Annotated in this window: 12 protein-coding genes; 5 read left to right on the forward strand and 7 right to left on the reverse strand. The window is 48.3% G+C overall.

The window, feature by feature from the left end:
* The first annotated feature begins 1 nt into the window (after position 1).
* From O4H49_RS17940 to O4H49_RS17960, 5 genes are all read left to right on the forward strand, one after another.
* Positions 2-1,225, forward strand: a complete 1,224-nt coding sequence (locus O4H49_RS17940; protein ID WP_269424821.1) for a phosphopentomutase — start codon at positions 2-4, stop codon at positions 1,223-1,225.
* A gap of 40 nt (positions 1,226-1,265) precedes the next feature.
* Positions 1,266-2,240: an adenosine deaminase gene (gene add, locus O4H49_RS17945; protein ID WP_269424822.1), complete on the forward strand. Its 975-nt coding sequence runs from the start codon at positions 1,266-1,268 to the stop codon at positions 2,238-2,240.
* Between the two features lie 27 nt (positions 2,241-2,267).
* The gene (locus tag O4H49_RS17950) at positions 2,268-2,864 is read left to right on the forward strand and encodes a thymidine kinase (protein WP_269424823.1); all 597 of its coding nucleotides are present in this window, start codon (positions 2,268-2,270) and stop codon (positions 2,862-2,864) included.
* A 183-nt stretch (positions 2,865-3,047) separates the two neighbouring features.
* Positions 3,048-5,624, forward strand: coding sequence for an ATP-binding protein (locus O4H49_RS17955; protein WP_269424824.1), 2,577 nt, complete (start codon positions 3,048-3,050; stop codon positions 5,622-5,624).
* 610 nt (positions 5,625-6,234) lie between these two features.
* Entirely contained in the window at positions 6,235-6,444 is a 210-nt protein-coding gene (locus O4H49_RS17960) for a cold-shock protein (protein WP_269424825.1), read from the forward strand.
* Positions 6,445-6,535: 91 nt separating this feature from the next.
* Here O4H49_RS17960 and O4H49_RS17965 read toward each other — a convergent pair whose 3' ends face one another.
* From O4H49_RS17965 to O4H49_RS17995, 7 genes are all read right to left on the reverse strand, one after another.
* Positions 6,536-6,946 (reverse strand): RidA family protein, encoded by a 411-nt coding sequence (locus O4H49_RS17965; RefSeq protein ID WP_269424826.1) that lies wholly within the window; start codon positions 6,944-6,946, stop codon positions 6,536-6,538.
* On the reverse strand, positions 6,943-7,359 hold the full coding sequence (locus tag O4H49_RS17970; protein ID WP_269424827.1) for an acyl-CoA thioesterase: 417 nt from the start codon (positions 7,357-7,359) through the stop codon (positions 6,943-6,945). The genes O4H49_RS17965 and O4H49_RS17970 overlap by 4 nt, the downstream gene beginning before the upstream one ends.
* Positions 7,359-8,042: an ABC transporter ATP-binding protein gene (locus O4H49_RS17975; RefSeq protein WP_419715238.1), complete on the reverse strand. Its 684-nt coding sequence runs from the start codon at positions 8,040-8,042 to the stop codon at positions 7,359-7,361. The genes O4H49_RS17970 and O4H49_RS17975 overlap by 1 nt, the downstream gene beginning before the upstream one ends.
* Positions 8,039-8,788 (reverse strand): ABC transporter ATP-binding protein, encoded by a 750-nt coding sequence (locus O4H49_RS17980; protein ID WP_269424828.1) that lies wholly within the window; start codon positions 8,786-8,788, stop codon positions 8,039-8,041. Before O4H49_RS17980 ends, O4H49_RS17975 begins: the two co-directional genes overlap by 4 nt.
* A complete protein-coding gene (locus O4H49_RS17985) occupies positions 8,781-9,761 on the reverse strand; it encodes a branched-chain amino acid ABC transporter permease (RefSeq protein ID WP_269424829.1) in 981 nt (326 codons plus the stop codon). The genes O4H49_RS17980 and O4H49_RS17985 overlap by 8 nt, the downstream gene beginning before the upstream one ends.
* On the reverse strand, positions 9,754-10,674 hold the full coding sequence (locus O4H49_RS17990) for a branched-chain amino acid ABC transporter permease (RefSeq protein WP_269424830.1): 921 nt from the start codon (positions 10,672-10,674) through the stop codon (positions 9,754-9,756). The genes O4H49_RS17985 and O4H49_RS17990 overlap by 8 nt, the downstream gene beginning before the upstream one ends.
* Positions 10,675-10,738: 64 nt before the next feature.
* A complete protein-coding gene (locus tag O4H49_RS17995) occupies positions 10,739-11,881 on the reverse strand; it encodes an ABC transporter substrate-binding protein (protein WP_269424831.1) in 1,143 nt (380 codons plus the stop codon).
* Between the last annotated feature and the right edge of the window lie 45 nt (positions 11,882-11,926).

An 11,926-nucleotide genomic window follows, 5' to 3' on the forward strand; every position in this document is an offset into this window, starting at 1 on the left:
AATGGCCAGAGCATTTATCCTTCTACTCGACTCCTTTGGTATTGGCGGCGCTCCGGACGCCAGAAACTTTGGTGATGAAGGAGCTGACACCCTCGGCCACATTGCAAAAGAATGCGCGGCGGGCAGAGCAGACAAGGCAGGCGTGAGATCTGGGCCTCTGGCATTACCTATTATGGAATCTCTCGGGCTTGGTCTGGCAGCCCAAACCAGTACAGGTCTTCTGCCGGAGGGTTTTTCCTCCACAATATCTCCTCCCAACTCTCTTTATGGATGTGCCAGTGAAACCAGTAACGGCAAGGACACGCCGAGTGGTCATTGGGAAATAGCTGGCGTCCCCGTTACCTTCGACTGGGGATATTTCCCCAACAAACGCCCCTGCTTTGACCAGGATCTGATCACCGACATTATTACCAGGGCTAAACTCCCCGGCATTCTGGGGAACTGCCATGCCTCCGGGACAGAGATCATCGAAGAATTCGGTGCAGAACATATGGTTAGTGGCAAACCGATCCTCTACACCTCTGCAGATAGCGTTCTTCAGGTTGCAGCACACGAGGAAAGCTTTGGCCTGGATCGTCTGATGGAACTTTGCCTGACCATACGGGATCTGGTTGATGATCTGAATATCGGCCGCGTCATTGCCCGCCCCTTTATTGGCAATGATTCAAAACCCTTTGTCCGGACCGGAAATCGCCGGGACTTTAGTGTTCTCCCCCCTGCCCCGACGTTGCTAAATCATGTCAGGGATGCCGGGCGCGAAATGATCGCCATTGGCAAAGTTGGAGATATCTATGCACATCAAGGTCCGACACAGGTGATCAAAGCCAGTGGGCATGATCAATTGTTCGAGAAAACCATGATCCAGGTTCGTTCAGCTCCCGAAGGGTCATTAACCTTCACAAACTTCGTCGACTTTGACAGCCTCTATGGCCATCGACGGGATGTGATTGGCTACGCTGCTGCTTTGGAAGATTTTGATCATAAACTCGCGGTTTTGATGCCTGAACTGAAAAGTGGCGATCTGGTTGTACTTACTGCCGACCACGGCTGCGATCCGACTTGGGCAGGAAGTGATCACACCCGAGAGAATATCCCCGTCCTGGCATTTGGTCCGGGCTTGCCCACAGGAAATATCGGGCGACGCAGCACTTTTGCTGACATCGGACAATCTGTCGCCAGCTTCTTGGGCGTGCCCCCCCTAACAGCCGGACAGTCTTTTATTTAGGCTTTAGCAGTTCCCCCCAACAGATGAACAAGAGAAAAACATGGTTTTAAAAGCAGAAATCCACAGCCATCTTGAAGGTACGGCCTCTCCTGCTTTGGTCAGGAAACTTGCCAGCCGACATGGCATGACACTTCCGGACAACCTTTTCACCAGTGACGACAACTTTCGCTGGACCACCTTTCTCGAGTTTCTCAAGGCCTATGACATGGCCAGTGCTGTGATCAGAGTTCCTGAAGATTATCGTGATGTAACTTATGATTATCTTAAACGCTGTGCAGCTGAAGACACACTCTATGTCGAGGTCATGTCTTCCCCGGATCATGCTGCTATGGCCGGAATGACATATCAGGATCACCTCGAGGGGATTACCCGGGGCATTACAGATGCAACAAACGACTTCGGGATAGAAGCCCGGATTATTGTTACCTGCGTTCGACACCTTGGCCCTGCTCAGGCAGAAAAGGTAGCCCTACAGGCCGTTGCCAATCCTCACCCCCTTGTGGTTGGTTTCGGCATGGGAGGAGATGAGAATGCTCATCATCCCTCTGATTTTGCCAAAGCCTTTCACATTGCCGATGAAGCAGGGTTACAGTGCAACGTCCACGCAGGAGAAATGGCGGGTCCAGAAAGTGTCATAGCTGCCCTTGACCATTTACCCGTTAAACGGATTGGCCACGGCGTAAGGTCGATTGAAGACCCGGATCTGGTCAAAAGACTGATTGATGAGGAAATTACTCTTGAAGTTTGCCCCGGCAGCAATATTGCCCTTGGCGTTTTTACCAGTTTTAACGAACACTCTTTTCTTAAACTCCAGGCTGCAGGGGTCAAGGTAACCTTGAATTCTGACGATGCCCCTTATTTTGCGACTTCAATCGGGAAAGAATATCTTATAGCACGCGAGCATTTCAAACTTTCAGATGACGAACTGCTGCAGCTGACCCGAACATCAATTGAAAACTCTTTCGCAGATCAAAAGACCAAGTTAAAACTGCTGGCTCGTGTCCAAAGTGCTTAAATAATTCCGAACACAGGTTTCCTGCGAATGGCAAAACTCTATTTCTATTACTCCTCCATGAACGCCGGGAAATCAACCGTCCTGCTCCAATCAAGCTACAACTACCAGGAACGCGGTATGGGAACGTTGCTTTTCACCGCCGCTCTGGATGACCGATACGGTATTGGCAAAATTTCATCCCGTATTGGCCTTCAGGCAGAAGCACTTATATATGGCCGAAAGGATAATTTGTTTGAAATGGCACGGACAGAAGTTGCCAAACGACAAATCAGCTGTGTTTTTATAGATGAGTCTCAGTTCCTGACCAAGGAACAGGTATTTCAGGTCAGTGAAATTGTCGATTGCCTGGACATACCTGTCCTGGCTTATGGCCTTCGCACAGATTTTCAGGGCAACCTGTTCGAAGGAAGCGAACGTTTACTGGCCTGGGCTGATGTTCTTCACGAACTCAAAACGATTTGTCACTGTGGTCGCAAGGCCACCATGGTTATGAGGGTTGATGAACAGGGAGAGCCGATCCGGGAGGGCACCCAGGTAGAAATTGGTGGGAATGACCGCTATGTACCAGTCTGCCGGAAGCACTTCAAAGAAGAGGTGCTCCAGCTATCACAGACAGCTCTTTAACAATCCTGACGATTAGGTTCACCTGCAGGAATTACTAACCGGAAGTAGAGCTTTGAATTTATTTTTCTCATTTAGCTAAAATTAACAACTGGCTCTCTAATCTATATCTCCAATAGGTTCCTAAGCTCTTCTTTTCATTACGAAGGGCCTCGCATTATCGTATCAAAGGTCAGAAAAACAGGCATGAGCATCGTGGTTCAAAGCTCTTTGAAAAGGTTTGCTCGAAGTACGGCTCTGCTTTATGCCACCCTCGCCTTTCTTCTGGTTTTCTTTTTTGTCGGTATCACCTTCAAACTTGAACAGCGTGCAGTTCTCCAGCAGGAACAGATTTTTAATGAACAGCAATTCCTGCAAACACAAATTGCAGCTCGGGCTTTTCAGCAAATTCTGGATGATATCACCCGCTTCTCTCTTCAACTCGAAAGTCATTTCGACATCGATCGCCTGGATAAGTCCAGAACAGCTGAGCAGCTCAACTCAGGCCTTTTACAGACACAAGATTTTCAACAGGAGATCCTCGGCGTCCTGATTTACAATGCTCAACAGACTCTTCTCCTAAGCACTCTGGATGAGAAAAAAAATAACAACCTCTCTCTCATCTATGGAACAGTTAATGCGTGGATACAACAAAACTGGGTAGCGCTTGCCTCCCCGGAAATCACATCAATCGTTCCCGTTTTTCATGTCACAGAAAACGAACAGTTTTTTGCTATTCTGCGGCCTATACGTCGATCAGGTATCTTCACAGCGGTTTCGGTAACGGTCGCCGATCTCTCCTATCTGTCCCAACAATACATAAAACCCTTACGTTCAGGAGAATATGGCGCAGCATTTATGCTAAATGAACAAGGGGTTGTGATTTATGACCATGAAACAGAAATCATTGGTCGCAGTGTTTTTGATGATTTGCACAAATCCTATCCAGATCTTCAACGCATAGACCAACGTCTAGTTACTGAAACATCTGGCCAGGACGAATACTATTTTTCTGCTTCACGTCTGGATAGCCAGAAAACCGTCAGAAAACTAATTTCCTGGCACAGCATCAAAATCGATACGCGTCGACTTGTCATTGCCCTTTCCGCGCCTGATACAGAAATTACCCGCCCGATTGAAAAATTACGCCAACAGGCCATTATACTCGCCCTCCTCCTTGCCTTTGGATTAATGGTAATTACCGCTCTGTTTTTTAAAAAAGATCTCTACTCATTGCGGAGGACAGCAAAACAGCTTGAAACAGAATTAACCCTGCGTGACCAGGCACTGAGCAAGGCGGAAAAAAATTACAGCGAGATGATTGAAAACGCGGCCATCGGGATATACCGAACCACGCCAGATGGACGCCTTCTCCAGGCAAACCCATATCTTGTACGGCTAAATGCCTGTGAGAGTGAAGAGGAACTGATTCTTATTGCCAATTTCAATGACGACCGCTGGTATAAAGAGAATGACAGACGCCTTGAATTTAAAAAGAAAATGGAAAAAGAAGGTTATGTCGAAGGTTTTGTTTCCCAGATCAAAAGCCTGAAAAACCGGGAAGACAAATGGGTCAGTGAAACGGCCCGTGCTGTCAGGGACGAAGAGGGAAATATACTTTTTTATGAAGGAACCATGCTGGATGTCACCCATTTGGTTCATACCGAAGAAGCCCGAAACAAAAGTGACGCCAACCTGCGGGCTCATATTACGGCCATGCCCGATCTGGGAATCATCTATTCGCGCAAGGGAGATGTCATTGATATCTACGGCGATCAAAAACTGCTCTTCCTCAACAAAGAACAGATGATCGGGCGAAACCTGAAAGAGATGGCTGGCAGCAAGGCAGTCGAACTCTGGATGGATATCATAGGCAAAACCATCGCGACTGAGAAGGTGCAGAACCTGGAATATTTTATGCCCATGGATGGGGCTCCACGATGGTTTGAGGCTCGTTCAGCGCTGATCATTGACAAGGAAAATACCTGCCCCAGTGTCGTCATTTTAATACGTGACATAACCCAACGTCATCTTGATCAGGAAGCCCTGATCACCGCTCTGGAAAATGCCGATCTGGCGAACAGATCAAAATCTGAATTCCTGGCAAACATGAGCCACGAATTAAGAACCCCCCTGAATGCGATATTGGGCTATTCAGAGATTATGGAACAGCAGTTGCTCGGCCCGCTCGAAAACAAAAAATACCTCGGCTATGTCTCTGACATTCACAGCAGCGGCGCACTTTTACTTGAGATCATAAATGATATTCTCGACCTCTCTAAAATCGAGGCCGGGCGCTATACCCTCGAAGAAGAAAACATCAATCTTGCCGAAGTGGTTGAACAGACCAACCGTATTATCAAAGGAACCGCAGCAGAAAAAAACCTGGAGTTCGATATAAACCGTATCCCTGCCTTTATCCTCTATGCTGACGCCAGAGCCCTTAAACAAATTCTTTTAAATCTCTTGTCCAATGCCATCAAGTTCACGCCAGCAGGCGGCAAGGTCATCCTTTCAGCCAGCCAGGAAAATTCCGGTATCCAGATAAAGGTAACCGACACAGGAATCGGAATGGAACCCCATGACCTTGCCAGAATCTTTGAACCTTTCTTCCGCGTAGGGCAGACAATGACGACAGAAGTCTCCGGCACAGGAATTGGCCTGGCCCTGACCAGAAAACTGGTGGAATTTCATCAAGGTACTCTGGAGATACAAAGCACAATTGATGAAGGAACCACCGCAACTGTTACGCTGCCCCTCGCCCGATTGATCGGAAGGGGATAAAATACAACAACTGTATTTCTGGAAACTTTCTGGAAAGGATTTAATGCAATAATAGAATCCAGATCAGAAAGAAACTGATCCCAGCTCACACACAGTGTTAGAGCCCCAATTTACACTAAAGAGTTTAACCCGTTAATTTTAACTTCGGGAGAATGACAATCATGGAATGGCTGGCCCTCTTACCCATCATCTGTCTTTTGAGCTATCTTGTGCTTTTTATGCAAAAAGAACCCATTCCCTGTCGGATCAAAACCCGACCTTCTTCCCGAAAATAAGGTAAACTTATTTTGTATACTCTGCGGGACCACCACTTCGACAGGAAGTGGCTTGGTCCCGTTTCGTTTGTATTTCCCAAGTTTGTTCTTAAAGAAAAATCCGACCGAACCCTGAAGATTTTTATATAAGTTCCCTCTGAATTTTTGTTCATGGGATCTTGACTTTTTTATTGATTCACCTAAATACGGCTCATCGTTTTACATTTGTTATGTGTTACTTCAATAGCCGACAGGCCGATTTGCTGAGTTATCCCCTGACAGTGTGAGCGCTACCCAAAGCGTGGTGAAACTATCACGCACGCAGATACTAACCTCCTGTTAGAGGAATTATGACTATGACTATTGGTGTCGTTAAATTTTTCAACCCGACTAAAGGCTACGGCTTCATCGAACCAGAAGATGGTTCCAAAGATGCATTCGTTCACATTTCCGCAGTTGAACGTGCCGGCCTGAGCACTCTTAACGAAGGTCAGAAAGTTTCCTATGAACTGGAAACCGGCAGAAACGGAAAAGCTTCAGCTGAGAACCTGTCCATCGTAGAATAAGTTCTGTACAAGAACCTGTTTTATAAAACAACGGCCTCTGATTTCATCAGAGGCCGTTGTTGGTTTTAGGAAATTTGATTTGTAAAACAGGTTAATCGGGAATAACAGCCGTTGTTTCGATTTCGAGTTTTGCCCGATCTTCCATAAATGCACTGACTTCGATCACCGCCATGACAGGATAATGGCGACCGATAATCTCCCGGTAAGCCTCTCCTACGGCCTTCAGTGATGAAAGATACTCCTGCTTGTCCCGGATAAACCAGGTCATACGCACAATATGCTCAGGTTTAGCCTCGGCTTCTTCAAGAATCGCAACAATATTTAGAAGTGCCTGACGAAACTGGGCAGCAAAATCATCGCTCTCGAACTCTTCTTTCTCATTCCAGCCGATAATTCCCGCGAGATAAACAGTTTGTCCTCGTGCGGCAATAATTCCGTTGCTATAGCCTTTGGCCACCGGCCATCCCGGAGGTTGAAGTTGTCGGTGTGCAGTCCCGGTCATTTGGTTTCCTCTAAATACTTTTTCATCGAAGACAAGATATGCTGAGGCCAGCTTCTGGCCTTGCTGATGGTCATATCCACACAAACAAGAGTGATATTGCTTGTGCAGCGTAATTCATTGTTACAAACAGCCTCTATGGTGCAATCCATACTGCTTTTACCAATCGCAGTAATCCTGAGGTTAAAAACCACGATATCTTCCAGCCTGCTCATGGCCCGGAACTCGGTCTCCATTCGAACAGTTGGAACAGCAATCTTCTGATGAAGATGCAACTGATGAAAACTGCTGCCAATAACCTGCTCGAACCACTCTTCAATGGTCAGGTTAAACATCTCGAAATAGCGGGGATAAAAGACGATTCCAGCAGGATCACAATGCTGAAAACGAATGGTAACCGGAAGTTCAAAAGTCATTATACCCCCAGATACTGATCACGAAGATCACCAGAAAGTGCAGAAGGACGCCCGGTCCAGACACTGCGACCCTTCTCCAGAATGACACAGGCATCTGCAATCGGCAGCAGTTCGGAAAGCGTCTTGTCGACCACCAGCAAAGACTGTCCAGCGTCCTTCAAACGACGGATAGCAGCCCAGATTTCCTGACGGATAACAGGTGCCAACCCCTCGGTAGCTTCATCCAGGATCAACAGTTTAGGGTTGGTCATTAATGCCCGACCGATTGCCAGCATCTGCTGTTCCCCGCCAGAAAGCGTATCAGCCATCTGCCCTGCACGCTCCCCCAGTCGAGGAAACAGGGATACTACCTTTGTATAATCCCAAACACCCGGGCGTGCCGTCGCTATCAGATTTTCTTGAACAGTCAAACTGGCAAAACAACGGCGTCCTTCCGGAACCAGCCCAATTCCTAGGCGGGCAGCCTGAAAACTGCGAAGTCCAGCCAGATCCTGTCCATCAAAAACAATATGCCCTCTTTTCGCAGGCGTCAGACGGCAGATCGAACGAATAGTCGTGGATTTCCCCATACCGTTACGCCCCATCAAGGCAACCAGCTCGCCGGTATCCACAGAAAGGTCCACACCAAACAATGCTTGGGACGGCCCGTAATAAGTCTCTATCTGAGAAACTTTCAACATCATTCTTCCGTCCCCAGATATGCTTCCCGAACAAGCGGATCCTGACGGATCATATCTGCACTGCCCTGGGCAATGATCTGCCCGTAAACCAGAACCGAAATACGATCCGCTAGGCGGAATACAGCATCCATATCATGCTCAACCAACAAGATTGGTACTTCCAGTTTGAGTTCTTCCAAAAACCCGGTCAGTCGCTCTGATCCCCCGGCCCCCATTCCCGCCATAGGCTCGTCAAGAAGAAGTACTTTCGGCTTTAAAGCCAGAGCACAGGCCACCTCGACCTGGCGCCGTTCACCATGTGAGAGCTCTGCAACCGGAACATCAGCTCGAGGTTCAAGCCCAACCCGGGCAAGAACTTTTTCTGCCGCCTCCAGTAGCTTCTGATCATTGTCTGTCTGTTTCCAGAAACTGAAACTGGTCCCCGTAACGGCCTGACTGGCCATCATCACATTGCGACGGACTGACAGTGGCATAGCCAGGGAAGAGATCTGAAAACAACGTCCAAGTCCTCTCTTTGCCCTGGCAGCAATACTCAAGCCAGTTACATTTTCCTGACCGAGGTAAATATTACCGGAATCAGGAGATAATCCACCGGATATCTGTGCAATCAGCGTCGATTTACCTGCTCCGTTTGGTCCGATTAGCGCATGAATTTCACCAGGTTTGAGATCAAGGGTTACATCATCTGTTGCCTTCAATGCACCAAAGTTTTTTTGCAGTTTTTCAATCCGTAAGACGGCTTCAGTCATGGCGAGGCCTCCCGGCAAGAAGTCCGATCAATCCACCATTGGCAAACAACACGACACTTAACAGGATCAGCCCAAGAAAAAATTGCCAGTGTTGGGTAAATCCGCCAATAAATGTCTCAAGCAACACAAAAACGACAGCACCAGCCACGGGGCCAAAGAGTCTGCCCACCCCACCGAGAATGACAATGACCATAAGTTCTCCCGAATGGTGCCAACTCAACATGCTCGGACTGACAAAGCCGTTCAGATCAGCGAATAACGCCCCGGCTCCGCTGGTAATCATTGCGGACAGCACAAAGGTCGTCAGGCGGATAGGGAAAGGTTCCACCCCAGAAGTTGCCAAGCGTATATCATTCAGCCGTGCCATGGTCAGGGCGGCACCAAAGCGTGATCCCATTATTCTCCGGGTGACAAAAATAGAGAGCATGAGAGAAAAGAAACAGATGCCAAAAAAGATCAGAGGATCAGAAGTATCAAGAGAGAACAAACTGTTGCGAACGTAAATTGACAGCCCATCCTCTCCACCATAGGTGGGAAAGGAAATGGCAAAATAATAGATCATCTGGGCAAATGCCAAGGTGATCATGATGAAGTAGACCCCCTGGGTGCGAAGGCTGATCACACCAATAAAGGTTGCAGCAAGTCCTGCGACAAGAACAGCGACCAGCCATATGACGGGCATCTGGTCACTGCCGGGGATGACCCCAATGAAGTAAGAGCCATCAAACGCGTGATAGGCAGCAACACCAGCAACATAGCCTCCAAGGCCAAAAAAAGCCGCATGGCCAAAACTGATCAGCCCCCCGAAGCCCAAGGCAAGGTTAAGGCCGACTGCAGCCATGGCAATAATAACCACGCGGGAAGCCAGGTTTACATAATAAGGCTCATCAAGCAGGCTGGCGCATAATGGGGCCAGAGCCAGCAACAACACCAGGGAAGAGTTGATCCAGCTTTCACGAGTGAGTTTACGCATTTGCAGGGAACAATCCTTTTGGCTTTACCGCAAGAACCACGGCCATAAGAAGATAGATCAGCATCGATGCCAGGGCAGAACCGACACTGGTTGCATCGGCATTATCCAAAACCAGGCTGAACAGACCAGGCAAGAAAATCCGCCCCAGAGTATCGACGACACCAACAAGCAGAGCACCAACCAGCGCTCCTTTGATCGAGCCGATGCCTCCGATAACAATCACGACAAAGGCCAGGATCAGCATCGGTTCCCCCATTCCAACCTGTACGGATTGTAATACCCCCAGCAAAGATCCGGCCAATCCGGCAAGGACAGCCCCAACCGCAAACACAAACGTATAAAGAGCGGAAATATTCACCCCAAGGGCACCGATCATCTCCCTGTCGTTTTCACCAGCCCGGATCCGCATGCCAATCCGCGTACGGGAGATCAGCAGATACAGTCCAATAGCGATAACAATGCCGACACCGATAATCATCAAACGATAGAGCGGATAGGTTACCCCTCCCGGAAGAGATACAGACCCACTGAGCAGATCAGGCATATCAAGCCAGAGAGGTGACGCGCCAAAAATCCAGCTGGTACCCTCGGAAAAAATCAGGATCAATGCAAAGGTCGCCAGAACCTGATCGAGATGATCCCTGTCATAAAGCCGTCGGATCACCACCAGTTCGATGATAGCGCCCATTACTCCTGCCCCAAGAGCACCAGCCAAAAGACCGATCCAGAAAGATCCTGTAATCCCGGCAACGTAAGCACAGATAAAGGCTCCCATCATATAGAGAGACCCATGGGACAGATTGATCAATCCCATTACTCCAAAAACCAGTGTCAGACCTGAAGCCATTGTAAAAAGCATGACTCCCAGCTGGACACCATTCAGGAGTTGTTCCAAAACCAGCGCAATATTCATAAAACTCCCCTTTGGGATGCGTTCTCCCGCTCTGTTTGCAGAGCGGGAGAGCACTCACCAGTGCTTACATTTTGCACTCGGATACATAAGCATCCTGAAGGTTTTCAATAGCAATTCCGGCCAGTTTGTTGGTCGGTTTTCCATCCGCACCAGCGACAACTTCCCGAATATAGATATTCTGGATCGGATGATTGTTTGACCCAAATTTAAAGGCACCGCGTACTGATTCAAACTCAGCCGCTTTCATGGCTGCCCGGAATGCTTCCGCATCAGAAGGGGCTGCCTTGGCAAGCGCTGACAGCATCAAATTTGCTGTATCAAACCCCTGAGAAGCATAGAGTGTTGGTGTCCGGCCATATTTCTCTTTGAAACTCTTAACGAAGGCCACATTGGCCGCGTTATCCATATCATAAGCCCACTGGGACGTATTTTTCACGCCAATGGCGGCATCACCAACCGCACCAAGAATCACCTCATCAAACGAGAAAGCAGGACCGAACACAGGTAAACCTACCTCCGCACCACCATACTGTTTCATGAAAGAGATCCCCATCCCGCCAGGCAGGAAGAAGAAAACACTATCCGCTTTGGATGCTTTTATCTGGGCAATTTCCGCGGCATAATCTGTCTGGCCAAGCTTAGTGAACAGCTCACCTTCAACTTCACCAAAATAAGATTTGAATCCCGTCAGGGCATCCACACCAGCAGGATAATTCGGGGCAACAATGAAGGGGGCTTTCAAGCCTTCCTTCTTCATGTATGCACCCATAGCCTCATGCAGATTATTGTTCTGCCAGGCTACGTTGAAATAGTTCTCATTACAGAGCTTCCCTGCCAAGGCAGAAGGTCCGGCATTGGGAGAAAGATAGACTGTACCGCCTCGAACCACCTCTGGAATAACCGCCATTGCCAGATTGGACCAGATAATGCCAGTTAGGATATCAACCTTTTCTTTCTGTAGCATTTCATTCGCCAGCGATTTGGCCAGTTCAGGTTTGCGGGCATCGTCACGGATTATAACCTCGACATCACTTTTTGACTGTTCGATTGCCAGCATAAAACCATCACGCACATCGATACCAAGATGAGATCCCCCACCAGACAAGGTCGTGATCATACCAACTTTGGTTTCGGCAAAAGCAGGTAGCGCTGTCATTGACGTTGCTGCCATAAGGGCAAAAGCCCCCGCACTCACAAATTTCTTCATTCTCGTCTCCCTAAGAGCTCCTGTTGAGATAAACTGGTACTTTCC

The organism is Kiloniella laminariae, from assembly GCF_027214005.1.
In the GTDB taxonomy this organism is placed as follows: domain Bacteria; phylum Pseudomonadota; class Alphaproteobacteria; order Kiloniellales; family Kiloniellaceae; genus Kiloniella; species Kiloniella laminariae_A.

Excerpts from the sequence above, each read along its gene's own strand:
- O4H49_RS17940 (WP_269424821.1), top strand. The coding sequence starts at position 2 with ATGGCCAGAGCATTTATCCTTCTACTCGACTCCTTTGGTATTGGCGGC.
- add (WP_269424822.1), top strand. The coding sequence starts at position 1,266 with ATGGTTTTAAAAGCAGAAATCCACAGCCATCTTGAAGGTACGGCCTCT.
- O4H49_RS17950 (WP_269424823.1), top strand. The coding sequence starts at position 2,268 with ATGGCAAAACTCTATTTCTATTACTCCTCCATGAACGCCGGGAAATCA.
- O4H49_RS17955 (WP_269424824.1), top strand. The coding sequence starts at position 3,048 with ATGAGCATCGTGGTTCAAAGCTCTTTGAAAAGGTTTGCTCGAAGTACG.
- O4H49_RS17960 (WP_269424825.1), top strand. The coding sequence starts at position 6,235 with ATGACTATTGGTGTCGTTAAATTTTTCAACCCGACTAAAGGCTACGGC.
- O4H49_RS17965 (WP_269424826.1), bottom strand. The coding sequence starts at position 6,946 with ATGACCGGGACTGCACACCGACAACTTCAACCTCCGGGATGGCCGGTG.
- O4H49_RS17970 (WP_269424827.1), bottom strand. The coding sequence starts at position 7,359 with ATGACTTTTGAACTTCCGGTTACCATTCGTTTTCAGCATTGTGATCCT.
- O4H49_RS17975 (WP_419715238.1), bottom strand. The coding sequence starts at position 8,042 with ATGATGTTGAAAGTTTCTCAGATAGAGACTTATTACGGGCCGTCCCAA.
- O4H49_RS17980 (WP_269424828.1), bottom strand. The coding sequence starts at position 8,788 with ATGACTGAAGCCGTCTTACGGATTGAAAAACTGCAAAAAAACTTTGGT.
- O4H49_RS17985 (WP_269424829.1), bottom strand. The coding sequence starts at position 9,761 with ATGCGTAAACTCACTCGTGAAAGCTGGATCAACTCTTCCCTGGTGTTG.
- O4H49_RS17990 (WP_269424830.1), bottom strand. The coding sequence starts at position 10,674 with ATGAATATTGCGCTGGTTTTGGAACAACTCCTGAATGGTGTCCAGCTG.
- O4H49_RS17995 (WP_269424831.1), bottom strand. The coding sequence starts at position 11,881 with ATGAAGAAATTTGTGAGTGCGGGGGCTTTTGCCCTTATGGCAGCAACG.